Below are 24,308 nucleotides of genomic sequence, written 5' to 3' on the forward strand. Positions count from 1 at the left end.
GCACTAGGAGACGGACATCGTGTTCAAGAAATGGCACGGCAACCCCTGGGCGATCCTCATCACGCTCTCCCTGGGCTTCTTCATGACCCTGCTCGACCTGACCATCGTCAACATCGCGATCCCCGACATGGGCCAGGACCTCGGCGCCTCACTGGACGAGATCCTCTGGGTCGTCAACGCCTACACGCTCGCGCTGGCCGTGCTGCTCATCACCGCGGGCCGCCTCGGCGACCTGCGCGGCAAACGCGCCCTCTTCCTGGCCGGCGTCGCCCTGTTCACACTCGCCAGCCTCGCCTGTGGCCTCGCACGGGACCCGGCCCAACTGATCGCGTTCCGGGCGGTCCAGGGACTGGGCGCGGCGCTGCTCATGCCACAGACCCTGTCGATCATCGCGGAGGTGTTCCCGGCCGACCGGCGCGGTGCCGCGATGGGTGTCTGGGGCGCGGTCGCGGGCATCTCCGGCGCGCTCGGCCCGATCATCGGCGGCGCGCTGATCACGCACCTGGACTGGCGGTGGATCTTCTTCGTGAACCTGCCGCTCGGGGCGCTGGTGCTGGTGCTCGCCGTGGCGATCATCCCGGCCTCGCGCCGCACCGTCCGCCACCGCTTCGACACCCCCGGCGTGCTGCTCGCGTCAAGTGCCCTGTTCTGCCTGGCCTTCGGGCTGACGGAGGGGCAGCGCTACGACTGGAACGGCTGGATCCTGTCCCTGTTCGGTGCCGCGGCGCTGCTCTTCGCCGGATTCCTCGGCCACGAGCGCGGCCGGCAGGACGACGATCCGCTCGTCCCGTTCTCGCTCTTCAGGGACCGCAACTTCACCCTCATCAACTTCGTCGGCGTCACGGTGTCCTTCGGCGTGATCGGGATGTTCCTGCCGCTGACGATCTACCTGCAGTCCGTGCTGGGGTTCAGCGCCCTCAAGTCCGGACTCGTCCTGCTGCCGCTCGCGATCGGCTCGTTCGTGACGGCGGGGCCCGCCGGAGTCCTCGCGGACAAGGTCGGCGGCAAGTTCATCCTGATGACCGGGCTGCTGGCCTGGGCCGCGGCCCTGGTGTGGATCGTGGCCGCGGTGGACGTGGGGTCGAGCTGGACGGCGGTCGCCTTTCCCCTGCTGCTCGCGGGCCTGGGAGCCGGGTTCACCTTCGCGCCGATGGCCACCGAGGTCATGCGCAACGTGCCCGCGAGGCTCTCCGGAGCCGCCTCCGGCCTCAACAACGCGCTGCGGCAGGTCGGTTCGGTACTCGCGGGAGCCGTCGTCGGTGCGGTGCTCCAGGCCCGGCTGGCGTCCTCGCTCCCCGAGCAGGCACAGCAGCGCGCCGGCCGGCTGCCCGCGGCGTACCGCGACGGTTTCGTCGGCGCCTTCTCCAAGGGGGAGGCCGACGTGAACGCGGGACAGTCGGCGCGGGTGCCGGACGGCGTCCCGCACGACGTCGCCGACCGCATGCGCGAACTCGGTAGCCAGGTCTTCGGCCATGGCTTCGTGCACGCGATGGGGCCCGCCGTCCTGGTCGCCGCCGCCGTTCTGCTGGCCGGCGCGCTCGCCTGCCTCGCCGTACGCCGTCACCGGGGGCCGTCGGCCAACCCGCACGCCTTGCCCGTGTACGAACCCCGACTGGAGGAAGCGGCCTCATGACCACCGACACGATCGACCTCACCGTGATGTACGCGGCCCACGACGCCTTCCGGCGCGATCTGGAGCGTCTCGCCAAGGCCGCGGTGGACGGCACCGCGTCCACTCCTCAAGTCCGCGCGGGCTGGGACAACTTCAAGCATCAGCTGCACATCCATCACACCGCGGAGGACAGCGACCTGTGGCCGCGTGTGGAGCGCGGGGCCGCGGGGCGGCCCAGGGACGTCGCCCTGCTCGCCGCGATGGAGGCGGAGCACGCGGGCCTCGGCGCGCTGCTGACGGCCGTCGACACCGCGCTGCGTGACCGGTCGGCCGAACTCCCCGCCTGTGTACACGCGTTGGCCGCCGCCCTTGGCGACCACCTCACGCACGAGGAGGACAGTGCCCTTCCGCTCGTCCAGGAGGTCCTGACGCCGGCGGACTGGGGTGCCTTCACCGGGAAGATCCGCGAGGCACAGGGGCTGCGGGGGGCCGCGCTCTTCGTGCCATGGATCGTCGACGGCGCCCCGGCCGCCGACCGGGCCCGGTTCCTCGGCGCGCTGCCGCCACCCGTGCGGGTCCTCAACCGGCTCTTCTGGGAGGCGGGTTACCGCAGGCGCGGGTTGTGGCAGTCCTGAAGTCGAGGGGCGTGCGGACGGGGCTTCGGCTCCGTCCGGACGCCCGGCCCGTATCCCGGGGCCGCCGGCCGAGGGCGGGAGGATCGGGGTAAGCCGGCGGGTTTCGCGCGGGAGAGCCGCCGTCCTGCGCGGGGCCTCCGAGAAGGGCCGGGTTCCAGTGGACTACCGGATTCCGTGCGCCGGTAGCGTGCGACGGGCTCCGGCGCGAGCGTGTGGTTCACACGGGGCGCACGGAATTTCGAAAGCCGGTGCGAGTGGGCCGAGTTGGCAGGGCAATTGACCATCTTTCAAAAGTGCGGATGTTTCCCAGGCGCCTTGTTGGTCGTGAGCGTGTTGTGCGAGGGTGAACTTACTGCGCGTGGTCAATGGCCGGGTGTGAAATCCGTGTTCGTCATTTCGGACCGTCGGTGAGCTCGAAAGGCTCCGGACGAGGGTCTTCGCCGACCTTCCCGCCCGGCTGTTCTCCCGGCGCATCGCCAAAAAGGCACGCATCAGGCAGGGCTGCTTTTCGGCGGCCGGAAATAGCCCGTGTGCCTCCTTGCACCGTGGAAGGAACCCGTTCCGTGCCCACCCCCACCCCCCTCGTCCCGCCCATCCTCCCGGCGGCGCCTTCGGTGAATGCGACGAGAGTCTCGCCGCCCGACTGAGAGGCCGACCGGAGGGCGGGGCCACCAGTCCGTGGCCCTGCTGATGGCCCGGCACTGGCAGTCGACGTACGACTACGCGGTCGTCTGCCTCGCCTCTTCGTCGCACATCGCCTCGATGGTCGCCGCGACCTCCTTCCACTACGCGCTCGACTGCCTGATACGCGGCGAGTCCGGAGCGGCCCTGCGGCCCCGGCTCCTGGTGACGGTGCGGGACACCGTCAAGGAATGGTCCGCGGAGGACCGGATATCCGGTGTTCTGCCGGATCTGGGGAAACCCGCCGGTGGGCGTGGTATGCGGGTGGCGGGATCCTCGGGATCCCTGACAGCCGAAAATCGCAAGCTCGCCGAGCGTTCCTTCCACACTCTCCCGGGTTCCGCGCAGTGTCTGCTGTGGCACACCGAGGTCGAGGCCGAGCCCATATCCGTACCGGCCGGTCTGTCGGGCATGGACCTCGGGACCGCGGTGGCCGCTCTGGAGCAGGCCCGTGAGCAATTCCGGCAGGGTTGTGTGCGCGCCCATCGGGAACTCGCGCCGAGCGGGGAATGCGGCTCCTACAACCGGCTGCTGGATGTCCCGACGCGTCGCGGCGGCGCGCCGTTGCCGGAGGACCGGCACCATCTCGCGGGGTGCGCCCACTGCCGGCACGCCGAGGAGCAACTCAGCCTGTGTGAAGGTGAGTTGGGTGTTCTCCTGGCCGAGGCCGTGCTCGGATGGGGCGCGCGGCGTTATCTCGACACCCGCACGGGGGGCGCGCAGCGAGGAGTGCGCCCCCTGGACGGGCCGGCGTTCGGAGGCAGGCTTCCGGTCGGTGCCGGCGTACCCGGCGGCCCGCGAGTTGGGCGTGGCGATGGCCGTGACGCGGGAGGTCACGGGGGTCCGGGCGATGACGGAGGCCCTGGCGATGACGGAGGTCTCGCGGCGGGCGGGCGTGCCGGGAGCGGTGGACGCCATCGACCGTCGGCCAGGATTTCCGCGCAGGGTCGCCGGATCCTGACCGGACAGGCACGTTCCAAGGCCCTGCTCACGGGAGCGGGCACCGTCTCGGCCCTGCTGCTCGTGACCGTCCTCGCCGTGAGTCTGTCGTCCTCGGGCAGCGGCGGAGCCGACCCGGCCGCCTCCACGGGCGTCGGCAGCACCGGCACGGTTCCGGCCGCCCCGGGTTCCTCGCCCCCGACCTCGGCCGGACTGCCCACCGGTACCGAGCGGATGCGACTGCGCAACCTCGCCGCCGACCTGTGCCTCGACATCCGGGGCGGCCGGGCGACGTCCGGCGCGGAGACGGAGCTTGCCGCCTGCTCCTCCGCCGGGACCCAGCAGTGGTCGTACGAGGACGACGGGCTGCTGCGCAGTGTCGCCGACCCCGGAATGTGCCTGGACTCCGGGGCGGTCGACGGCGTCGTCGCGCTCGACCGCTGCGTCGGTTCCGGGGACGCGCACCGCGACGACGTTCGCTATGACCTCACCGTGCGCGGTGAGTTGCTGCCTCGTGCGCGAAATCGGCTCGCGGTCGCGCCCGGTTCCACCGACCCGGACGCCGACATCGTCGTCAAGGACCGAAGCGGTTCCGACGCGCAGCGCTGGCGCACCGACTCCTCGCCGGCGGCACCCCGGTCGTTGTCGATCGCGGGCACGGCGAGCGCGTCGACGCGTCCCGTCACCGAGCCGGCGTCCGCCGGCGGCACGACGGCCGGACAGCCGGGCGACCCGTCCGGCGACCCGTCCGGCGACCCGTCCGGCGGGCAGCCGACGCGGGGAACCGATGCCCCGGAGGTGACCGGGACGGACGCCCCCGACGAACCCCGCCCGGTGAGCGCCGACGACCGCACGAGCCCGGAGTCCGTGCTGCCGCTGCCTGCACGACTTCCGCCCGCGGCGGCCGAGACGGCGGAGACGGCCCTCTGAGGGAACGATCCCCCGGCGCGCATGAGCCGTCGGGGGACCGGGACCGCACGGGACCGGCCCGGTGGACTCGATCGGCTCGTCCGGTGGGATCGGTCCGTCCGATGGGAATGGTCCGGCCGACGGAATGGGATCGGGCCGTGGGAGCAAACCGGCGGACGGGATGGGCCCGCACCACGGGACCGATCCGGCGGACGGGAACCGGCCTGTGCGGGGCGGTGCGCCTGACATGACCGGGTTGGCCCCGCGGGGACGGAGCGTGTGACGGGACCAGGTGGCCCCGCAGGCGCACCGCGCCCGATGAGACCGGGTGGGCCCGCAGGGACGGTGCGCTTGGCGTGACCGGTGGCCCCCAGCCCGGAGCGCCCCGCTCGACCAGCCGGGACACGGGACCTGACCCGCCCCGCCCCGACCCGCCCGCGCCGGGGGACCGGGCCGAGCCCCCTACGTCACCACGTCCCGCAGCGGCTTGCCCGCCACGAAGTCGGCGGCGTTCTGGACCGCGGCCAGCGCGATCCGTACGAGGGTCTCGCGCGTGACGCCCGCGACGTGCGGCGAGAGCACCACGTTCGGGACCTTGAGCAACCGCAGCGCCGCCGTGGGCGGTTCGGGATCGAAGACGTCGAGACCCGCGCCGGCCAGGGCACCCGCGTCGAGCGCGTCCGCGAGGGCGTCCTGGTCGATCAGGGCGCCCCGTGAGGTGTTGACGACGAACGCGGTGGGCTTCAGGAGCGCCAGCCGCTCGGCATTGAGCAGATGCCGGGTCGTCTCGGTGAGCGGCGCGTGCAGCGTGACGTAGTCCGACGTCCGCAGCAGTTCGTCGAGTTCGACGTGGCGGGCGCCCCCGAGCCGGGCCTCCGCCTCCGCGCCGACGGACTGCGGACCGGCGTACACGATGGACATGTCGAACGCGACCGCGCGGCGGGCGACCTCCTCGCCGATGTGACCGAGCCCGATGATGCCGAGGGTCTTGCCGGACAGCTCGGTGATGGACCGCTGCAGCCGCGGCAGCGCCCAGTCCGCGTCGACGAGCGCGGTGTGGGCCGGGATCAGCTGCTTGGCGAGGGCGAGCATGAGGGCGAAGGTCTGCTCGGCCACGTTCTGCTTCTCGGCGCCGCTGGAGCCGATGTTGCACACCGGCACTCCCTTGGCGCGGGCGGCGTCCAGGTCCACGTAGTCGAAGCCGTGGCTGGCGCACTGCACCAGTTCGAGGTCCGGTGCGGCGGCCAGGTGCCCGGCGGTCACCGGGGCGAGGCCGGTGATGATGACCTGGGCCTCGCGCAGCGCGCCGGGGTCCTCGTCGGTCGTCTCGACGACGGTGACGCGGGCCTCACCGGGGAAGACCCCGGCCAGCGCGGCTCCGGCGGTGCGGCCGCCCACGTGTGCCGAGACCACGGCGAGTACGTTCTTCACGGTGTTTCCTCGATCAGGTCGTCGGGGCCGAGGCCGGCGGGGCGGGAGTGCCCGGACAGGGCGAGGGTGAGGTCGAACTCCGCGAGCAGACAGCGGATCACGTGTTCGACGCCCGCCTGTCCGTCGAGGCCGAGCCCGTAGGCGTACGGTCGTCCGACGAGCACGGCCCGTGCGCCGAGGGCGAGCGCCTTGAAGATGTCGTCGCCGGTGCGGATGCCGCTGTCGAACAGGACGGTCAGCCGGTCGCCGACCGCCTCGACCACCCGGGGCAGTGCGTCGGCGGCCGCGACCGACCCCGCCACCTGCCGCCCGCCGTGGTTGGAGACCACCACGCCGTCCATCCCCGCGTCGGCCGCGCGCCGGGCGTCGTCCGGGTGCAGGATGCCCTTGAGGATGATCGGCCCGTCCCAGTTCTCCCGCAGGAAGGCCAGGTCCGGCCAGGTCTTTCCGGGGTCGGCGAACATCCCCACGAAGTGCATCACGGCCGCGTTCGGGTCCTCGTGCACCGGTTTGGCCAGACCCGCCTGGAACGCCGGGTCCGAGAAGTGGTTCGCGGTGCCGATGCCGTGCAGGAACGGCAGATACGCCTGGTCGAGGTCGCGTGGACGCCAGGCCAGCAGGGGAGTGTCCAGCGTGACGAACAGGGCCGTGTATCCGGCGGCCTTCGCCCGGTCCAGGAAGCTCCGGGTCACCTCGCGGTCCTTCGCCCAGTACAGCTGGAACCAGCGCTCCGCGTCGCCCATCGCCTCGGCGACCTGCTCCATCGGCGTACTGGACGCCGAGGACAGGATGTACGGGACACCCTGCGCTGCTGCGGCCCGCGCGGCGGCGGACTCCGCGTCCGGATGCATGATGGAGAGCACGCCCACGGGCGCGAGCGCCAGCGGCGCGGGCAGGGCGCGCCCCAGCACCTCTACGGACAGGTCGCGTTCGTGCACGTCCCGCAGCATGCGCGGCACGATCCGGCGCCGGTCGAGCGCCTCCCGGTTGGCCCGCGCGGTGCTGCCGTTGCCCGCGCTTCCCGCCACATAGCCGACCGGACCGGGGCCGAGGCGCTGCTCGGTGAGCTCCTCCAGCCGGGTCAGATCGGTGGGCAGCCGCGGCACGGCGCCCGTCATTCCGTTCAGATAGATCTCGTACTGGAAGTCGGCCCAGTGCTTCGCCATCCGTACGTCCCGCCTCTCGTCCCTGAGATCGCGCTGTACGCCGTCGATCCTGGCGAATGTGACAAGGTCCGTCCACTGTGGTGCGCACATCGCGCGGCTGGGATCATCACCTGGTGACAAAGAGGCCCGTGGACGTCAGGGAACGCGTCCGGCAGGAGATGGTCGCCGACCCGCGTGTCGTGGAGGCGGTCGTCGCCGCCGTGCACGAACAGGTCCCGGCCTACGCCGCGCTCGACGACAGCCGGCTGCCGGAGGTGCGGGCCATCGCGGCCTGGGGGCTGGAGCGCCTGCTCCATCTGTGGGCCACCGACGCCACACTGGAGCCGTCGGACCTGAGGCGCTTCCGGGGCATCGCGGCGGCCCGCGCGGCCGACGGGCGCCCCGTGCGGGCGGTGCTGCGCGCCTACCGGGTCGCGGCGACCGTCCTCACGGACGAGATCGCCGCCCGCGCGCCGCGGCTGATCGCGTCGGACGCCCTGGCGCTCACCAGGATGCTGCTGACCGCGCTCGACACCCTCTCCGAGGAGATGGCCACGGCGTACGCGGCCACCAGCGAGGACCTCGCCGCGGACCGTGACCGGGCGCTGCGGCTGCTGCTGGACGACCTGATCGCGGGGCGGCACGCCTCGGTGGGCGCGCTGACCGACCGCTCGGCCCGGCTGGGCATCCAACTGCCCGACCCCGCGTGCCTGCTGGTGGCGGAGCCGGCCGGCCCGGACCGTCCCGACCTGACGCACGACGTGGTGACGGCGTTGCTGGACGCGCTCGACACCGCCGGCACCCCGGACGTCACCTCGCCGACGACCGTACGGGGCTCCCGCGCCGTCCTGCTGCTGCCCGCCGCTGCCGCCGCGGGGGCCGGGGCGGCGCTCCGCGCGCTGGACCTGCGCGGCTGCGCGATCACGGCGGAGAGCCTGGACCGGGTCGCCGTCGCCCACCGGCTGGCCGCCGACGCCCTCGACACGGCACCCGCACACGCGTACCGGGCAGGCCGCCTCCTCACCGACGCCGACGCCCATGTCCTCGCGCTGCTCGCCGGGCATCCGGCCGCGCCGCCGGACCACATCGCCCGTCTGGTGCTCGGGCCGCTCACCGATCCGGGGCAGGGACACCTGCTGGCGGCGCTCACCGCGTACCTCGACACGGGTTCGGCGAACGCCGCCGCACGTGAACTCCATCTCCACGCCCAGTCCCTGCGCTACCGCCTGCGCCGCGTCCGCGAACTGACCGACCGTGACCCGCGCGACGCCTGGCAACGGCTCACCCTGGACATCGCCCGCACGATCAGGCCCTGAGCCGGGTCCCTCCCGCTCAGACCTGTCCGTCCGGCACGGCGGGGGGACCGCTCCGCGCCCGGACGTCCTGGTCCGGGTCACCGACGCGGGCCGTGGCCCGGATCGGCGCGCCGTCCGCTCCCGCCAGGCGCAGGGGAAACAGGAAGACCTCGACCGACCGGCCCGCGGCCTGCGCCTCGGCGAGGCGGTCGAGGCCGGTCAGGTTCTCGGCGATGACCCCTTCCGCGCCGCACAGCACCCGGTGGGCCGGCAACTCCGCTCCACCCGTGGGATCCACGCTCAGCGCGTCGACGGCCACGGTGCGCACACCGGCGGTGACGAGGGCCCGCGCGGCCTCCGGCGTGAGCCAGGGGTGCGCCGCGTAGTGGTCGGTGCCCCAGTGCGCCGACCACCCGGTGGCCAGCAGGAGGATCCCGGCCGGTCGCCGCCCGAGGAGGCCGAGCGCCGGCGCGAGATGATCCGGGGTGATCGGCTCCCGCGCCGCCAGACCCCGGACGTCGGCCACCACGGCCGCTCCCGCGAACCGTTCCAGCGGCAGATCGTCCAGCGTGGGCCACGCCTCGTCCACGTGGTAGGGCGCGTCGACGTGGGTGCCCGACTGGGAACCCATGTGGAGCCGCAGGACGTTGACGCCGTCCTCGGCGACCTTCAGGGCCCTGGTCACCTCGACCCGGGGGTCACCGGGATAGACGGGCATCCCGGTGACCACGGGGACGGACAGATCGATCCAGGAGTCCATCAGCGGCCCTCGGTGGCGAGAGCCGGCGCCGAGCCGTCCGTCCGTGAGCCGTCCTTCTCCGCGCCCGGCCCGGTGATCGCCGGGATCGGGACGTCGACCGTACGGGCGAGCCGCGCGCCCTGCGGCCCGTAGACGGCCCGCGGCTCGGGGAAGACCCGCAGCAGCGTGAGGAACAGCACCGCGGCGACGGCCAGCGACAGCGGCAGACTGATGTCGATGCCGTTCGCCAGGTCGCCCAGGGGTCCGACGAACTGGCCGGGGATGTCGGTGAACAGCACACCGACCACCGCGGCCACCCACCACGCCGTCATGCCCCGCCAGTTCCAGCCGTGCGAGAACCAGTAGCGGCCGCCGCGCTGGCGGCGGTTGAAGACCTGCAGCGCGTCGGGGTCGTACCAGCCGCGACGGGTGTAGAAGCCCAGCATCATCACGACCATCCACGGAGTGGTGCACGTGATGATCATCGTGGCGAACGTGGAGATGGACTGGACGAGGTTCAGACCGAAACGGCCGATGAAGATGAAGGCGATCGACAGCACGCCCACCACCAGCGTCGCCTGGACCCGCGACAGCCGCGGGAACACCGACGAGAAGTCGAGCCCGGTCCCGTACAGCGACGTGGTGCCCGTCGACATGCCGCCGATCAGCGCGAGCAGACACACCGGCAGGAAGAACCAGCTCGGGGAGATGGCCAGCAGACCGCCCACGAAGTCGGGGGCGCCCGGATCGACGTACTTCGGAGCCTTCGTCGCGATGATGCTCGCGGTGGCCAGACCGAAGACGAACGGCAGCAGGGTCGCGATCTGCGACAGGAACGCGGCGCCGACGACCCTGCGGCGCGGCGCGTCGGCCGGGATGTAGCGCGACCAGTCGCCGAGGAACGCGCCGAACGACACCGGGTTCGACAGCACGATCAGCGCGGAACCGATGAACGACGGCCAGAACAGCGACTGGGTGGCGGAGTCCGCCGAAGCGGTGAAGACACCCGCGTACGAGGGGTCGAAGTCACCGGCGAAGGCGACCGCGCCGAGCAGGAAGAGCACGGTCGCGGAGGTCACCGCGATCTTGTTGACGAAGAGCATGAACCGGAAGCCGTAGACGCACACGGCGAGCACCAGACCGGCGAACAGCGCGTACGCGACGACGTACGACAGGTTGCTGCGCTCCAGGCCGAACAGCCGGTGCGCGCCGCCGACCAGGGCGTCGCCGGAGCTCCACACCGAGATGGAGAAGAAGGCGATGGCGGTGAGCAGGGAGAGGAAGGAGCCGACCACACGGCCGTGCACTCCGAGGTGCGCGGACGAGGAGACGGCGTTGTTGGTGCCGTTGACCGGGCCGAACACCGCCATCGGGCAGAGGATCAGCGCACCCGCCACCACGCCGAGGAGCGTGGCGGCGAGGCCTTGCCAGAAGGAGAGGCCGAAGAGGATGGGGAAGGCCCCGAGAACACAGGTGGAGAAGGTGTTCGCGCCGCCGAAGGCGACCCGGAACAGGTCGAGCGGGGACGCGCTGCGGTCCGCGTCGGGGATCCGCTCGACGCCGTAGGTCTCGACCTCGGTGAGGGAGGGAGAGGTGGTCGGGGAGTTGTCGGACAAGAGTGCTCCAGCGAAGTGCCTGTACCCGGACGGGCGGTGGAGCGCGTGGTGGCGCCGGGGGAGGGATGGCCGATTGTCGCCGCTGGGGTGTGCGGCGTGAGCGGTAGCCGTCCTTCTGGGGTCTGCTGACGGTAAGGCGTCGCGGAGCAGGGACACCAGAGGACGGATCATCCATTTTCCGGGCCGCCGCGGGACGATTGCTCCATAGTGGTGAGCGGCCCGTCGCTACGACGTCACCTCTCGTTCACTGCTCGCGCTCTCCCCGTTCCTCCTGCCGCCCTTCCCGTTCGCCTCCTTCACCGGCGGCGGCGGCGTCCTGCGGCCCGGCGTCCGGCCCCTGGGCCCGGACCCGCTCCACGTGCGCGAGCGAGTCGCGCAGCTCCGTCAGCCAGTCGTCGGTGTGGCGCTGCACGAGGCGGACGCACCAGGCGAGCGCGTCGCTGCGGCTGCGGGCGACACCGGCGGCGATGAGGGTGTCGAGGACCTGGCGCTCGGGCTGGCGCAGCCGGGTCATGACAGGTGCGGCGACGTGGGTGAACAGCGCGCGTTCGCCCCCGCACTCGACACCCCAGGACACCTTCCTGCGGAAGCGGTGCTCCGCCTCGCGCGCGACCGCGACCCGGTCGTCGCGGGTGCGCTCCCGGAACTCCTGGACGCGTGCCTGGAGGGCCGCCTCCCGCTCGGCGTCCGAGGCGTCCTCGGCGAGCCTGGGCTCCGGGATGCGGCCGACGACGGTGATCTCCTCGCGGTCGACGGTCACCTCCGTCAGGCTCTCGAAGAGATCGTCGGGAAGGCGGCCGGCGAACCAGCCGCGCGTCTGCTCGCGTTGCTCTGTTGTAATCATGTAATGACGATTACTCCCTTGCGGTGGATGCGCAAGGGTCGCGCAGCGATGTCCGCCGTGGGCTGAAGGGGGTCCGGTGGGGCCGGGGGGCGCTGAGCGGAATGTTTCAGGCCTATTGCGGAGCCGGGGGAAACCGGCCATGAAGGTGCCCCCGGGCGATCAACGGCCGTGCCGTTGTAGGGCTCGAACGTTCGAGTTTCGTTACTTCGCGCCAGTGATTCAATACTCAAAGTTACCGAAACGCGTGGGGTCGATGTGTGTTTCCGGTGTGGACTCGGCAGACTCGCGCTCGCCGCACCGACACACACCGAGTCCGGTGCCGCATTCAACCGAGCGGAAGGATGCACACAATGCCGAACACCGCGCGCTGGGCAGCGACTCTCACCCTCGCGGCCACCGCCGTCTGCGGGCCCCTCGGAGGGTCCGCCCTCGCCACCCCCGCCCCTGCCCCCGCCCTCGCCCCCGCTTCTTACCTGTACGCCCCCTCGGCCCTGGTGCTCACCACGGGGCACGGGCAGAGCGCCGACGCCGCCACCCCGGAACGCGCGGTCACGCTGAACTGCGCGCCGACCGCCTCCGGCACCCACCCCGCCGCCGTCCAGGCCTGCGCCGAACTCCGCGGAGTCGGCGGCGACTTCGATGCCCTGTCGGTCAGAGACGGCGTCTTGTGTACGAAGCAGTTCGACCCCGTGGTCGTCACGGTCGCCGGCGTCTGGCAGGGCAAGCGGGTCACGTACGAACGGACCTTCGCCAACGAGTGCGTGAAGAACTCCTACGGGACGACCGTCTTCACGTTCTGAGAGACCGGGATCGCGCGCTTTTCGTGAGCATCGATCGAGGCGCGTAGCTGGGGAGTGCGAGCCCCGTCGCGGAGCGCAGCGCGATCTCGCACCGAGGGTCGGCCGGGCGGAGTGGGGCCTCCGGCCGGCCTTCGGCATGTTCCGGGCCCGCCCAGGACTCAAGTCGGTTCGTCCTCAGGGGGTTCGGCCCCGCAGAAGAAGCATGCCGACCGCTGGAAGTCCCGGGGACGGCGCCCGCGGGCCCGAGGTCCGGGAAGCCGCCCCGGCACGGATCGACCGTCACACCGGGCTCGGGTCAGAGCTGCCGCGCGACCCGTGCGGGAGGCTCCGCGCGGAGCAGCCGCGTCACCGGTCCGAGTCTCCGGGGATGCCGGGTCCGGCCCGGTACCGTAGCCCTGGATCATGAGTGTTCTGAGTGACGCGGACCGACGGCTGTTCCGACGTGTGGCGGCCGCGCGGCTGCCCGGCGCGGATCCGGCGCTGCGACGGCTGAGCCACTCCGCCGATCACGGACGGCTGTGGCTCGGCGCGGCGGCAGGCCTCGCGCTCGTCGGAAGCGGCACCGGCCGCCGGGCGGCGCTGCGGGGTCTGGGCTCGCTGGCGTTGGCCTCGCTGACCGTCAACACCGTGGCCAAGTGGAGCACCCGGCGGCCCCGCCCGCTGCTGGACCTCGTACCGCCGATCCGCCACCTCGCCCGGCAGCCGCACAGCACCTCCTTCCCCTCCGGGCACTCCGCCTCGGCCGCGGCCTTCGCCACCGGAGTCGCCCTGGAGTCGGCCGGACACGGCGCGCTGGTCGCGCCCGTCGCCGCCGCGGTCGCCTTCTCGCGGGTGTACGTGGGGGTCCACTACCCCGGTGACGTGCTGGCCGGCGTGGCGATCGGAGTCGGGGCGGCAGCCCTCACCGCCCGCTGGTGGCCGCGGCGCCCGGAGCTCCCTGAGCGGGAACGGCCCTCGGTGTCCGCCCCGGCGCTGCCCGGCGGCGCGGGGCTCGTCGTCCTCGTCAACAGCGAGGCGGGGACGGCGGAGACGGGGGCGTCGTCACCGGCCGAGCGGCTGCGGGTGCTGCTGCCCGCGGCCGACCTGATCGAACGCGGCCCGGACGACGACTTCGCCGCGCTGCTCGACCGGGCGGCCGCGAGGGCCACGAAAGCGGGCGGTGTGCTCGGGGTGTGCGCAGGAGACGGCAGCGTCAACGCCGCCGCGCGGGCGGCGGCCGAACGCGGGCTCGCGCTCGCCGTGTTCCCCGGCGGCACCTTGAACCACTTCGCCCAGGACGTGGGCGTACCCCGCTTCGAGGACACCGCCACCGCGGTCGGCCGCGGCGAGGCGGTGAGGGTGGATCTGGGTGTGGCGAGGCCGCAGAGGGCCGGGCACGAGGTGCTGTTCCTCAACACCTTCAGCATCGGCCTGTATCCCGAACTCGTCGGGATCCGCGAGCGCTTGGAGGATCGCTGGGGCAAGCGGCCGGCCGCGGCGGCCGCCCTGGTGCGGGTCCTGCGCACCGCGGCCCCCGTCGACCTGCGCGTCAACGGCCGTGACCGGCGTCTGTGGCTGCTCTTCGCGGGCAACGGGCACTACGAGCCGGAGGGGTTCGCCCCGGTCTTCCGGCCTCGCCTGGACGACGGACTCCTCGACCTGCGGCTGATCGACGGCGCCCACCGCCTCGCCCGCACCCGGGTGGTGGTCTCCGCCCTCGTCGGCGCGCTCGGCCGCTCCCGTGTGTACCGCGCCGAGGCGGTGCCCTGGGTCGAGCTGGAGGACCTCGGCGGCACGCGGACGCTCGCGTACGACGGTGAAGTCGCGCCCGCGCCGACGGGGTTGAGGCTGGAGAAGGAGCGGCGCGCGCTCGTCGTGTACCGGCCCGCCGCGGTGGGGAACGCGAACGCCGGGCGGGGCGGGCGGGGCGCTACGGTAAGCGGCCGTCGCAACGGGAGGAGGGGTAAGCGTCTCCCTGAAGACGGCGGCCCCTCGGTTCCGGGGTGATCACACGGGTCCTACATGTGGACGGCGCGCACGGCGTCCGGGTCCTGCTCCTGGGCGCCACGGCGGTAGAGCAGGAAGGCGATGACCGCGCCCGCGGCGAAGAAGCCCGCCGACCACCAGAAGGCGGTGGTGTAGCTCTCGATCGTCGACTGCGCCCGGACCAGCTTGTTCGTGGCGTCCTTGCCGGCCAGGTAGCTGGTGGCGGCGCTCGCGGCGAGCGTGTTCAGCAGCGCGGTGCCGATCGAACCGCCCACCTGCTGCATCGTGTTGACCGTGGCGGAGGCGACGCCCGCGTCCTCGGCGGCGATCCCGCTGGTGGCCAGCGCCATGGCGGGCGGCATCACGATGCCGAGGCCCGCGCCGATCAGGAGCAGCTGCGGCAGCACGGCGGTCGAGAAGTCCGAGGCGACCCCGATACCGGTCAGCCAGGCCATGCCGGCGACGGCGATCGCGAAGCCCGCGGGGATGACGATCTTCGGGCCGATACGCGGCACCAGGACGGTGGTGGACACCTGAGCCATGATCATCAGGGTGGCCATCATCGGCAGGAAGGCGACACCGGTCTTCGTCGGGCTGAAGCCCAGGTTCAGCTGCAGGTAGTAGGTGAGGAAGAGGAAGACACCGAACATGCCCGCACCGGTGATCAGCACGGTGACGAACGACGCGGCGCGGTCGCGGTCGAGCAGGACACGCATCGGCAGCAGCGGGTGCTCGGCACGGGTCTGCCACCAGGCGAAGCCGCTGATCAGGATGCCACCGGCGGCCAGGAAGCCCCAGGTCAGCGGCGAACTCCAGTCGTGCGTCTCGGCGTTGGAGAAGCCGTAGACCAGGGCGAAGAGGCCGGAGGAGACCAGCAGGGTGCCCGGCAGGTCGAGCCGGGAGTTCGCGGCGTCCCGGTGGTTGCTCAGCAGGACCCAGCCGCCGGCGAAGGCGACGACCGCGAAGACGAGGTTGACGAACAGTGTCCAGCGCCAGTCGAGCGCGTCGGTCAGCACACCACCGAGCAGCAGTCCGACCGCGCCGCCGGCACCGGCGATCGCGCCGTAGACGCTGAAGGCCTTGGCGCGTTCCTTGGCGTCGGTGAACGTCGTGTTCAGCAGCGAGAGCGCGGCGGGGGCCAGCAGCGCACCGAAGACACCCTGCAGGGCACGCGCGGTGACCAGCATGCCGAAGCTGGTGGAGGCGCCGCCGAGTACGGAGGCGCCGGCGAATCCGGCGACACCGATGAGGAAGGCGGGCTTGCGCCCGAAGAGGTCGGCGATGCGTCCGCCGAGCAGCAGCAGGGAGGCGAAGGCCAGCGAGTACGCCGTGACGATCCACTGCCGGTTGCCGTCGGAGAAGCCGAGGTCCGCCTGCGCGGACGGCAGGGCGATGTTCACGATGGTGGCGTCGAGGACCACCATCAGCTGCGCGATGCCGATGATCGCGAGGATCCACCACCGCCTCGAAGAGGGCGCGGACGAGGAGTCCACGGAGCCCTGGCGGGCACCTTCGGTCAGGGTCTGGGACATGGGAGAACCACTCCAGGGAAGTCGCTCAGGGTGACGGAGACGTAAACGAAACTGTTTCGTACACATCGACAGTAGGGCACCGCCTGCGAAACGGCAACGTTTCGCTAGTGGTGTCGGATGAGGTGCCCGTCACATCGCGAGCCTCGTGGGGGTCCGTGTATGCCTTGACCGGCATATAAACGAAGCGGCATATTGGGCGCATGCCCGACGTCACTCCCTGGACCGCGCTAGCGGACCCGCACCGCCGCGCGATCGTCGCGCTGCTGCGGGAGCGCCCGCGCCCCGTCGGAGAGATCGTGGCGGCATGCGGACTGAGTCAGCCGAGCACCTCGAAGCACCTGCGGGTGCTGCGGGACGCGGGCCTGGTCCGGGTCAGCCAGGACGCGCAGCGCCGCGTCTACGCCCTGGATCCGGCCCCGATCGCCGCACTCGACGCCTGGCTCGCCCCGTACCGCACGCTGTGGAACGACAGCCTCGACACTCTCGGACGCCGTCTGGACCAGGCGTCGGGGGAGCCGTCGGACGACCCCGAAGCCCCCTCCGCGAAGGACTGAGCCACCATGTCGGCCGAACGCACCGCCCTCACCGGCACCTACCTCACCCTCGACGACGGCCGCCCCGCCGTCCGATTCAGCCGTACCTACGACCACCCCATCGCCCGCGTCTGGGAGTTCGTGACCGATCCGGAGGAGCTGGCCGGCTGGTTCCCGTCCCGCGCGGAGATCGAGCTGCGCCCCGGCGGCACCATCAGGTTCAGCGGCGACCCGAACATGTCCGACTCCACGGGCCGTGTCATCGCCGTGGACCCGCCCCGGCACCTCTCCTTCGACTGGGGCGGCGACGAGCTGCACTTCGACCTCGAAGCCCTCGAAGGGAAGCGCACACGATTCACGCTCACCAACGTGCTCGCGGCCGAGGACACCGCCGCCCGCAACGGCGCCGGCTGGGAGGTGTGCCTCGCCGCCCTCGACGCCAAGGTCCTCGGCCGGCAGCACTCGCCGGGCCCGCACGCCGGTGCCGGAGCGCCCTGGCCGGAGATCTACCGCGCCTACCTCGCCGCCGGTGTCCCCTCCGGCGCCCAGGTGCCGGGGATGGACTGACCCCTCACGCCAACTGCCGCCGCACCAACTCGTGGAGCCGCCCGCCGGTGTCCGCGAGCAGCCGGGCGGGAGGCCCCTGCTGGGCGACGCGGCCGTCCTCCATCACGATCACCCGGTCCGCGTCCATGACCGTGGACAGCCGGTGCGCGATCACGACCCGGGTGGCGTTGAGCGCCTTGGTGCTCTCGATGACCGTGCGCTGGGTCTCGTTGTCCAGGGCGCTGGTCGCCTCGTCGAAGAAGAGGATGCGCGGGCGGCGGATCAGCGCCTGGGCGATCATCAGACGCTGGCGCTGGCCGCCCGAGACCGCCCCGCTGCCGGAGACGATCGTGTGCAGCCCCATCGGCATCCGCCTGATGTCCTCGGCCAGGCCCGCCATCTCGGCCGCCGCCATCGCCTCCTCGGGCGTGTACGGCTCGGTGCCGCAGATGCAGTCCAGGACGGAGCCGGTGAACGGCTGCGCGTGCTGGAGCACGACACCGCACTGACGGCGTACGGCGGACTGGTCGAGCGCCGCCAGGTCCTGACCGTCGTACAGCACACTGCCGGAGACCGGCTTGTCGAAGCCGATGAGCAGCCGCAGCAGCGTGGACTTGCCGCAGCCGCTGGGGCCGACGATCGCCACGAACTCGCCCGCCCGGATGTCGAACGACACGTCGTCGAGCACGAGCGGGCCGTCGTCGGCGTACCGGAACGAGAGCCTGCGGGCCTCGATGGCCCCGGACAGCACGCCGGGGCGTGTGCTCGCCACCCGGACCTCCGGGGTGGCGTCGAGCACCGGCCTGATCTCCTCGAACATCGGCAGCGCGGCCGCCGCCGAGACGAAGGCGCCGGTCAGCTGGGTGACCGAGGTCAGCAGCATCGTCACCGAGGTGTTGAAGGTGAGGAAGTCCGCCGCCGACAGCGAGCCGCTCGCCGGGCCGGCGAGCAGCATGAACATCAGCAGGGAGCAGAGCGGCAGATACACCGCACCCAGCACCGTGGTGAGGTTCTTGATGCGGCCGACCCTCCGCTGGAGTTCACGGCTGCGCGCGAACTCGCCCGCCCAGGCGGCGTACGCGTAGTTCTCCGCCGCCGCGACCCGTAGTTTGGGCAGTCCGCGCAGGGTCTGGAACGCCTGGTTGTTCAGCTTGTTGCCGAGCACGACCAGCCGGCGCTGCCACCGCACCTGCCACAGGCCGAGCCCCAGGAACACGGCCGCGATGACGACGAGCATGGCGATCGCGGCCAGCGCCATGGGCACGCTGTACCAGAGCAGCAGTCCCAGGTTCATCGCGCCGACCGTGCCGGCCTGCGCGAGCGTGGGGCCGACGCCCGCGAGGAGACGGCGGATCGCGCTGATGCCCATGGCGGCACTGGCCAGTTCACCGGTCGAGCGCGAGGTGAAGAACTTCGTCGGCAGCCGCAGCAGCCGGTCCCACACGGCCGGTTGCAGCGTCGCCTCGATCCGCCCCTCCATCCGCAGCAGCGTCAGGTTCTGCAGCAGCATGAACGCCGCCGACACCACACTGGTGATCATGATGGCCAGGCAGACCTGCACGATGAGTCCGTGCTGGGCCTTAGGCACGTACTCGCCGAGCACCTTGCCGGTCGCGATCGGCACCAGGGCGCCGATCGCCACCGTGACGAGACCGCTGACCGCCAGGTTGCGCAGATCGCCGCCGGTGCCCTGGAGACAGAACCGCGCCAGCCGCAACGGGCTCAGCCGGCGCTCGGGCAGCGGCCGGTAGAACATCACGGCCCGCGGCTCGAACTCGGCCGCGTTGGCCTTCTCGACCGGCGTCTCGCGCCCGGACGACGGCTGTACGGCCACATAGCCGCCGCGCCGCCACAGCAGCGCGACCGGGCTGCCCGACACCGCGCGCCGGCCCACCAGCGGACCGATGTCGTCCCGCCACCAGGGTCCGTCCAGGCGCACCGCGCGACTGCGGACGCGCGAGGCCAGCGCGATCCTCTCGACCGGGTCGAGCCGGTCGCTCTCCGTGCCGCTCTGCGCCGGTTCCGCGAGCGTGATCCCGGACGCGCGGGCGACCAGCGCGCAGGCCGCGTAGGTGGCGTCCGTGTCGGCCGGCGTAGGACGCTTCGAGGGCGTCCCGATGGATGCCAGCAGGGTCCGGTCGGCCTGGGCGCGGACGGCCTCGCCCGCCTTGATGCCGGCCGCCGTCCGGTCCTCGTGACGAGCCTCCAACTGCTCGATCCAGCGGTCCAGCGTGGACAGCAGCCGGTACTGCTGGTCGACCATGCCCTGCCAGACACCCGAGTCCATCAGCAGGTCCGCGGCGGCCTCCGCGCCGTACAGCGAGCCGTACCGCACACTCCCCGGCGGCACCTGCATCCAGAAGACGTCGTCGTCCGTCGGCGCGGCCGCGTTCTCCGTGGCCGTGGGGGCCTGGAAGAGGATGGAGAGGCTGCGGCCGACGCCGAGGGCGAGGGCGTACTCCAGCGGGCTCGATGTCGGCGGCACGTACTGGGGGTTGCCGTACTCGTCGTAGGACCAGGTCTCGGTGGGGGCCGGCTGGTACAGCTCGCGCAGCACGATCCGGCGCACCGCGCAGTCCCGCAACGGCCGGCCGACCAGCGTGTGCTGGGGACCCGCGACCGGGCCGAGCAGCAGCGAGCCCGCTTCGAGACGGCCGAGGTGGTGCCAGTGGCCCTGCTGGGCGGCGTCCACCGCGAACAGGTCCAGGGTGCCCGCGGTGATCAGCCACAGCACCTGTGGCCCTTCCAGGTCGAGGCGGTTGAGCCCGGCGCAGTCGACCGGCGTGCCCATCGTGCCGAGCGCGCCGAGGACGACGTCGCCCTCGTGAACCGTCGTCATCTCATCGCTCCCTGACCAGCTCGGCGTACGGACCGCCGGCCGCCACCAGGGCGTCGTGCCGCCCGCGTTCCACGATCGTGCCGTGCTGGAGCACCACGATCTCGTCGCTGTCGCGCACGGTGCTGAGCCGGTGCGCGATCACCACACAGGCGCAGCCGCGCTTGCGCAGGTTGTCGATGACGGTCTGCTCGGTCTCCGCGTCCAGCGCGCTGGTCACCTCGTCGAGGACCAGGATGCTGGGCCTGCGCACCAACGCCCGCGCGATCTCCAGGCGTTGGCGCTGACCGCCGGAGAAGTTGCGGCCGTCCTGCTCGACCCGGCTGTGGATGCCACCGGGACGCCGCACCACGACGTCGTACAGGGCCGCGTCCCGCAGCGCCGTGACGACGGCGTCGTCCGTGATCGAGGGGTCCCACAACGCCACGTTGTCGCGGACCGTGCCCTCGAAGAGGAAGACGTCCTGGTCGACGAAGGAGACGGAGGCCGCGAGCGCGCCGCGCGGGATGTCCTCGAGCCGCTGACCGTCGATGCGGATCGTGCCCTCCCAAGGGGTGTACAGGCCCGAAATCAGCCGGGACACCGTGGACTTGCCGCTTCCCGAGCCGCCCACCAGCGCCACCTGCCGACCCGGGCCGACGGTCAGCGAGAAGCCGGTGAGCAGTGGCTTGTCGAGCGGGCTGTAGCCGAACGTGATGTTCTCCAGCTCGACATGGCCGTGCAGCCTGCGGGTGGAGTCGCCGGTGCCGGAGCGGGTGTACAGCGGGTCGGCCTGGAAGTTCTCGACGTCCTTGAGGCGTGCCACGTCGGCGGCGAAGTCCTGGATGCGGCCCGCGACGCCGTTGAGCCGGGTGAGCGGCGCGGTGAATCGGGTGACGAGCGCCTGGAAGGCGACGAGCAGACCGACCGAGATGTGTCCCTCCATCGCCCGCAGGCCGCCGATCCAGAGGATCAGTGCGCTGTTGAGGGTGGCGAGCGTCGGCGCGACCACTCCCAGCCAGGCGCTCGGCACACCGAGGCGCTGCTGTTCCTCCAGCGTGGTGGCGTGCTGCCCGGCCCACTTGCGGAAGTAGCCGTCCTCGCCGCCGGTCGCCTTCATGGTCTCGATCAACTGCAGCCCGGTGTAGGCCGTGTTGGTGAGCCGGGCGCTGTCCGCGCGGAGTTTCGCCGTACGGGTCGCGCGCAGCCGGATGACCACCCGCATCGCGACCACGTTGAGCAGCGCGACACCGATACCGACCGCCGTGAGCTGCGGGTCGTAGGTGTAGAGCAGGACGGCGTAGAGCACCACGACGACCGCGTCCACGCCCGCCGCCGCGAGGTCGCGGGCCAGGGTCTCGGCCACCGCGTCGTTCGACTGGAGCCGCTGCACCAGGTCGGCCGGACTGCGCTGGGAGAAGAACGTGACCGGCAGCCGCAGCAGATGGCGCAGGAAGCGTGCGCTGCTGAGCGTCGAGGAGATGATCCGGCCGTGCAGCAGGTTCGCCTGCTGGAGCCAGGTCAGCAGCACGGTCAGCAGGACGCAGGCGCCCATCGACGCGAAGAGCACGCCGAGCAGCGAGGTCTGACCACCTATCAGATAGGTGTCGATGTACGTCCTGCTGAGCGCGGGCACCGCCGCGCCGACGGCGACCAGCAGCAGGCTGGCCAGCACGGCGGCGGGCATCGTGCCCGACGTCCCGCGCAGCCGGGCCGGCATGGCACCGAGGATCCCGGGCCTGCGGCCGCCCGCGCGGAAGTCGGGGCCCGGCTCCATGACCAGCACCACGCCGGTGAAGCTGGTGTCGAAGTCCTCCATCGGCACGAAACGGCGGCCCTTGCCGGGGTCGTTGATGTGCACCCCGCGCCGTCCGAGACGGCGGCCCATTCCATCGTAGACGACGTAGTGGTTGAACTCCCAGAACAGGATCGCGGGCGCCTGCACCTCGGCGAGCGCCGCCGTGTCCATCTGCATGCCCTTGGCCGTGAGGCCGTAACCGCGCGCCGCCTTGAGGAGGTTGCTGGCACGCGAGCCGTCCCGGGAGACGCCGCAGGCGATGCGCAGCTCTTCGAGGGGGATGTACCGGCCGTGGTGGCCGAGCACCATGGCGAGGGAGGCCGCGCCGCACTCCACGGCCTCCATCTGGAGGACCGTCGGCGTGCGGACGGTCTTGCGGGTGCTCTTGGGCACCGTGCGCTTCGGCGGTGCGGCGCGACGTCTGCCCCGGGTGTCCTGCGCGGTGGTCACGGCAGCAGCCAATCGACGGGACGCTGATCGGCCAGCCGGATCGAACCCGTGGCCAGGGTCATGGAGGTCAGCGGGTACGGAGGCCCGTCCACCGAGGACCACTTGAGGCCGCTCTTCGTACGGGACGAACGGTCGAGGGAGACCAGGACGGCCACCGGCCTGCCCTTCTTGGTGAACTGCTCGCCGAGCTGGCTGTCGCCGAGCGAGGAAGTGATCTGCTGCTGGGTCTGCACACTGCGGCCGACCGCCTTCACATGACCGCGCAGCACCCCGTACCGCTGGGTCGGCACCGACTGGACGGTGAGGTCGACGGCGGCGTCCGCGGGGATGGTGGAGGCGCTCTCGGCGGGCACGTACACCGTCGCGTAGAGCGGATCGCCGGCGTGCGCGACCTTCTCGACCGCGGCGACGTCCGCGCCGGTGGAGATGATGGCTCCGATGGTCGCGGCGAGCGCCGTGACACGGCCCGCGGCCACGGTACGGACGACCGATGTCCCGCCCTGTGCCGTACGGACCTTCAGCACCGGGGCGTCGGCCGCGAGCCGATCGCCCTCCTTGGCGAGGACCGCGGTGACCTGGCCGGCGACGGGGCTCTGCAGGACGTAACTGCCCTGCGCGTGCGTGAGGACGGCGGGGGCACCGACCGTCGAGGCCACCGTGCCCGTCACGGCCCAGACCGACGCGGCCGCCATGACGACCACCGTCACCGAGAGGACGAGCCAGCCCTGGGGGCGGGCGAAGCGCACCGGCAGGTCGAGTTCTTCGGCCGACTGCAGCTTGGCGAGGGCCTGTTGGCGGAACTGCACGGGACTTCCCTCACCTGTCGAAGAGCTCTACGGCATCCGAGAGTCCCGGAACCGGGGAGTGGTTCCGGGACTCAGCGGGATGAGGCGCGGTCAGAGACCGGCGACCAGGCCGGTGACCGGAGCGGTGTTCAGGCCGGTCACACCCTCGACGGTGCCGATGGCCGTGCCCACGATGCCCGAAACCGGGGCAACGCCGTCGACCAGGCCGGTGACGGTGCCGACGGCGTTCAGCGACAGGCCGCCGGAGACGTTGTCGAGGTCCGCGTCCGAGATCTCGGCGGTGGCAACCTGGGGGGTGGAGTTCATGGGGGAACTTCCCTTCGTATGGATATTCATAAGGGGGGAGCGGCCCCCTCTGGGGACAGATGACGGCCGCGACCGCGGGGGTGCGGACCCCGTTTCCGGGAGCCGTGCGGCTCCCGTCTCCGGAAGCTTGCCGCGACCTCCGCGGTGCACGGATCAAAGCACGGTCGCGAGGCGCGTATCCAATCAACCAGGGCTCTCACCTGGGAACTTGAGCGCGACTTCGGCCCAACCGTGCAGGCGTGCGCACGTCATTGCGGCCACTTCTTCACATGCTGCACGGCATTGTTTCGGCGCCGCCCTTGCCGCTGGGCGGCGCAAGGGGACAGTCCGGTCCCAATGGTGCACGGGGGGCGTGCGACTGTGCAGATCCGTCGCGCGCCGTGACGTGCCTGCGCATTCGATGTGCAGATTCGCTGAAGCAAGGATTCCGGCCCTGTTGGCGGACGGAGTGTCACCGGCCGTTCGCGGACGGTGGCGTTCAGCCCAGCAGGGCGTACACCGTGCTCGCGCGCGCCGCGACGTCCCGGGAGTTCCCCGCGGTCATCGTGATGTCGGCGAAGGCCATACGGCGGCCGAGCTTGGTGAGAACCGCCTCGATCAGCACGTCCGCGTCCGTGACCGCGCGCTGGAAGCTGGTGGACTGCTGGACCGTCGTCATCGGGACGAAGGTGCCGCGTGCCGCCGACACCGCGATCACGGTCGCCGTGTCGGCGGCGGCCATCAGTGCCTGTCCCGACAGCGAACCGCCCTCGCGGGCGAGCCGGGCGGACCAGGGCAGCCGCAGCACCGCGCGGTTCTCACCCAACTCCGTCACCGACAGGCCCAGGTCCAGCACCCAGGGAGCGAAGTGGGTGGAGAGGATCTTGTCGGCTTCGGCGAGGTTGAGTGTCATACGGAGCAGTCTTCCCCGG

The 24,308-nt window shown here is 71.9% G+C and carries 19 protein-coding genes; 8 read left to right on the forward strand and 11 right to left on the reverse strand.

Annotated features, from left to right (window positions below; all coding sequences use genetic code 11):
- Positions 1 to 19: 19 nt before the first annotated feature.
- The 3 genes from HEP85_RS35635 to HEP85_RS35645 all read left to right on the forward strand — a co-directional run bounded on the left by HEP85_RS35635 (position 20) and on the right by HEP85_RS35645 (position 4,797).
- A complete protein-coding gene (locus HEP85_RS35635) occupies positions 20 to 1,633 on the forward strand; it encodes a DHA2 family efflux MFS transporter permease subunit (RefSeq protein ID WP_168531615.1) in 1,614 nt (537 codons plus the stop codon).
- Complete coding sequence (locus HEP85_RS35640; protein ID WP_168531616.1) at positions 1,630 to 2,247, forward strand: hemerythrin domain-containing protein; 618 nt, start codon at positions 1,630 to 1,632, stop codon at positions 2,245 to 2,247. The genes HEP85_RS35635 and HEP85_RS35640 overlap by 4 nt, the downstream gene beginning before the upstream one ends.
- 690 nt (positions 2,248 to 2,937) lie before the next feature.
- On the forward strand, positions 2,938 to 4,797 hold the full coding sequence (locus HEP85_RS35645; RefSeq protein ID WP_369658149.1) for a ricin-type beta-trefoil lectin domain protein: 1,860 nt from the start codon (positions 2,938 to 2,940) through the stop codon (positions 4,795 to 4,797).
- Between the two features lie 441 nt (positions 4,798 to 5,238).
- On the opposite strand, the gene HEP85_RS35650 is transcribed toward HEP85_RS35645, so the two are convergent.
- Both HEP85_RS35650 and HEP85_RS35655 read right to left on the reverse strand, forming a co-directional pair.
- Complete coding sequence (locus HEP85_RS35650; RefSeq protein ID WP_168531618.1) at positions 5,239 to 6,207, reverse strand: 2-hydroxyacid dehydrogenase; 969 nt, start codon at positions 6,205 to 6,207, stop codon at positions 5,239 to 5,241.
- Complete coding sequence (locus tag HEP85_RS35655) at positions 6,204 to 7,373, reverse strand: lactate 2-monooxygenase (RefSeq protein ID WP_168531619.1); 1,170 nt, start codon at positions 7,371 to 7,373, stop codon at positions 6,204 to 6,206. The genes HEP85_RS35650 and HEP85_RS35655 overlap by 4 nt, the downstream gene beginning before the upstream one ends.
- 113 nt (positions 7,374 to 7,486) lie before the next feature.
- On the opposite strand from HEP85_RS35655, the gene HEP85_RS35660 reads away from it, so the two are divergent.
- The gene (locus HEP85_RS35660) at positions 7,487 to 8,668 is read left to right on the forward strand and encodes a PucR family transcriptional regulator (RefSeq protein WP_369657989.1); all 1,182 of its coding nucleotides are present in this window, start codon (positions 7,487 to 7,489) and stop codon (positions 8,666 to 8,668) included.
- A gap of 16 nt (positions 8,669 to 8,684) precedes the next feature.
- Here the strand turns inward: HEP85_RS35660 and HEP85_RS35665 are convergent, their stop codons facing one another.
- The 3 genes from HEP85_RS35665 to HEP85_RS35675 form a co-directional block, all read right to left on the reverse strand.
- Positions 8,685 to 9,407 carry a cyclase family protein gene (locus tag HEP85_RS35665; RefSeq protein WP_365220721.1) on the reverse strand — a complete coding sequence of 241 codons (723 nt, stop codon included), beginning with the start codon at positions 9,405 to 9,407 and terminating at the stop codon, positions 8,685 to 8,687.
- Positions 9,407 to 11,002: a cytosine permease gene (locus HEP85_RS35670; protein WP_168531622.1), complete on the reverse strand. Its 1,596-nt coding sequence runs from the start codon at positions 11,000 to 11,002 to the stop codon at positions 9,407 to 9,409. Before HEP85_RS35670 ends, HEP85_RS35665 begins: the two co-directional genes overlap by 1 nt.
- Positions 11,003 to 11,246: 244 nt before the next feature.
- Positions 11,247 to 11,846 carry a hypothetical protein gene (locus HEP85_RS35675; protein ID WP_168531623.1) on the reverse strand — a complete coding sequence of 200 codons (600 nt, stop codon included), beginning with the start codon at positions 11,844 to 11,846 and terminating at the stop codon, positions 11,247 to 11,249.
- Between the two features lie 350 nt (positions 11,847 to 12,196).
- On the opposite strand from HEP85_RS35675, the gene HEP85_RS35680 reads away from it, so the two are divergent.
- Positions 12,197 to 12,646, forward strand: a complete 450-nt coding sequence (locus HEP85_RS35680) for a protease inhibitor (RefSeq protein WP_168531624.1) — start codon at positions 12,197 to 12,199, stop codon at positions 12,644 to 12,646.
- Positions 12,647 to 13,048: 402 nt separating this feature from the next.
- Complete coding sequence (locus HEP85_RS35685) at positions 13,049 to 14,632, forward strand: phosphatase PAP2 family protein (protein WP_369657990.1); 1,584 nt, start codon at positions 13,049 to 13,051, stop codon at positions 14,630 to 14,632.
- A gap of 11 nt (positions 14,633 to 14,643) precedes the next feature.
- On the opposite strand, the gene HEP85_RS35690 is transcribed toward HEP85_RS35685, so the two are convergent.
- Positions 14,644 to 16,143, reverse strand: a complete 1,500-nt coding sequence (locus tag HEP85_RS35690) for an MFS transporter (RefSeq protein ID WP_168531625.1) — start codon at positions 16,141 to 16,143, stop codon at positions 14,644 to 14,646.
- A 200-nt stretch (positions 16,144 to 16,343) separates the two neighbouring features.
- Here HEP85_RS35690 and HEP85_RS35695 point away from each other — a divergent pair, with 200 nt between their 5' ends.
- Both HEP85_RS35695 and HEP85_RS35700 read left to right on the forward strand, forming a co-directional pair.
- Positions 16,344 to 16,697, forward strand: coding sequence for a helix-turn-helix transcriptional regulator (locus tag HEP85_RS35695; RefSeq protein ID WP_168531626.1), 354 nt, complete (start codon positions 16,344 to 16,346; stop codon positions 16,695 to 16,697).
- Positions 16,698 to 16,703: 6 nt separating this feature from the next.
- Positions 16,704 to 17,243, forward strand: a complete 540-nt coding sequence (locus HEP85_RS35700; RefSeq protein WP_168531627.1) for an SRPBCC family protein — start codon at positions 16,704 to 16,706, stop codon at positions 17,241 to 17,243.
- Positions 17,244 to 17,247: 4 nt separating this feature from the next.
- On the opposite strand, the gene HEP85_RS35705 is transcribed toward HEP85_RS35700, so the two are convergent.
- The 5 genes from HEP85_RS35705 to HEP85_RS35725 all read right to left on the reverse strand — a co-directional run bounded on the left by HEP85_RS35705 (position 17,248) and on the right by HEP85_RS35725 (position 24,289).
- Positions 17,248 to 20,061 (reverse strand): NHLP bacteriocin export ABC transporter permease/ATPase subunit, encoded by a 2,814-nt coding sequence (locus HEP85_RS35705; protein ID WP_168531628.1) that lies wholly within the window; start codon positions 20,059 to 20,061, stop codon positions 17,248 to 17,250.
- Position 20,062: 1 nt separating this feature from the next.
- Positions 20,063 to 22,285, reverse strand: a complete 2,223-nt coding sequence (locus HEP85_RS35710) for an NHLP family bacteriocin export ABC transporter peptidase/permease/ATPase subunit (protein WP_168531629.1) — start codon at positions 22,283 to 22,285, stop codon at positions 20,063 to 20,065.
- A complete protein-coding gene (locus HEP85_RS35715; RefSeq protein ID WP_168531630.1) occupies positions 22,282 to 23,091 on the reverse strand; it encodes an HlyD family efflux transporter periplasmic adaptor subunit in 810 nt (269 codons plus the stop codon). The genes HEP85_RS35710 and HEP85_RS35715 overlap by 4 nt, the downstream gene beginning before the upstream one ends.
- A 90-nt stretch (positions 23,092 to 23,181) precedes the next feature.
- Positions 23,182 to 23,397, reverse strand: a complete 216-nt coding sequence (locus HEP85_RS35720) for a type A2 lantipeptide (protein ID WP_168531631.1) — start codon at positions 23,395 to 23,397, stop codon at positions 23,182 to 23,184.
- A 478-nt stretch (positions 23,398 to 23,875) separates the two neighbouring features.
- On the reverse strand, positions 23,876 to 24,289 hold the full coding sequence (locus tag HEP85_RS35725) for a PaaI family thioesterase (protein WP_168531632.1): 414 nt from the start codon (positions 24,287 to 24,289) through the stop codon (positions 23,876 to 23,878).
- Positions 24,290 to 24,308: the final 19 nt, after the last annotated feature.

It is taken from the genome of Streptomyces sp. RPA4-2 (assembly GCF_012273515.2).
GTDB classification, from domain to species: domain Bacteria; phylum Actinomycetota; class Actinomycetes; order Streptomycetales; family Streptomycetaceae; genus Streptomyces; species Streptomyces kaempferi.

Bases quoted from the DNA above. Each gene is read 5' to 3' on its own strand.
- HEP85_RS35725 (WP_168531632.1), bottom strand. From the start codon at position 24,289: ATGACACTCAACCTCGCCGAAGCCGACAAGATCCTCTCCACCCACTTC.
- HEP85_RS35655 (WP_168531619.1), bottom strand. From the start codon at position 7,373: ATGGCGAAGCACTGGGCCGACTTCCAGTACGAGATCTATCTGAACGGA.
- HEP85_RS35680 (WP_168531624.1), top strand. From the start codon at position 12,197: ATGCCGAACACCGCGCGCTGGGCAGCGACTCTCACCCTCGCGGCCACC.
- HEP85_RS35645 (WP_369658149.1), top strand. From the start codon at position 2,938: ATGGCCCGGCACTGGCAGTCGACGTACGACTACGCGGTCGTCTGCCTC.
- HEP85_RS35705 (WP_168531628.1), bottom strand. From the start codon at position 20,061: ATGACGACGGTTCACGAGGGCGACGTCGTCCTCGGCGCGCTCGGCACG.
- HEP85_RS35700 (WP_168531627.1), top strand. From the start codon at position 16,704: ATGTCGGCCGAACGCACCGCCCTCACCGGCACCTACCTCACCCTCGAC.
- HEP85_RS35640 (WP_168531616.1), top strand. From the start codon at position 1,630: ATGACCACCGACACGATCGACCTCACCGTGATGTACGCGGCCCACGAC.
- HEP85_RS35695 (WP_168531626.1), top strand. From the start codon at position 16,344: ATGCCCGACGTCACTCCCTGGACCGCGCTAGCGGACCCGCACCGCCGC.
- HEP85_RS35720 (WP_168531631.1), bottom strand. From the start codon at position 23,397: ATGAACTCCACCCCCCAGGTTGCCACCGCCGAGATCTCGGACGCGGAC.
- HEP85_RS35685 (WP_369657990.1), top strand. From the start codon at position 13,049: ATGAGTGTTCTGAGTGACGCGGACCGACGGCTGTTCCGACGTGTGGCG.
- HEP85_RS35665 (WP_365220721.1), bottom strand. From the start codon at position 9,407: ATGGACTCCTGGATCGATCTGTCCGTCCCCGTGGTCACCGGGATGCCC.
- HEP85_RS35690 (WP_168531625.1), bottom strand. From the start codon at position 16,143: ATGTCCCAGACCCTGACCGAAGGTGCCCGCCAGGGCTCCGTGGACTCC.
- HEP85_RS35675 (WP_168531623.1), bottom strand. From the start codon at position 11,846: ATGATTACAACAGAGCAACGCGAGCAGACGCGCGGCTGGTTCGCCGGC.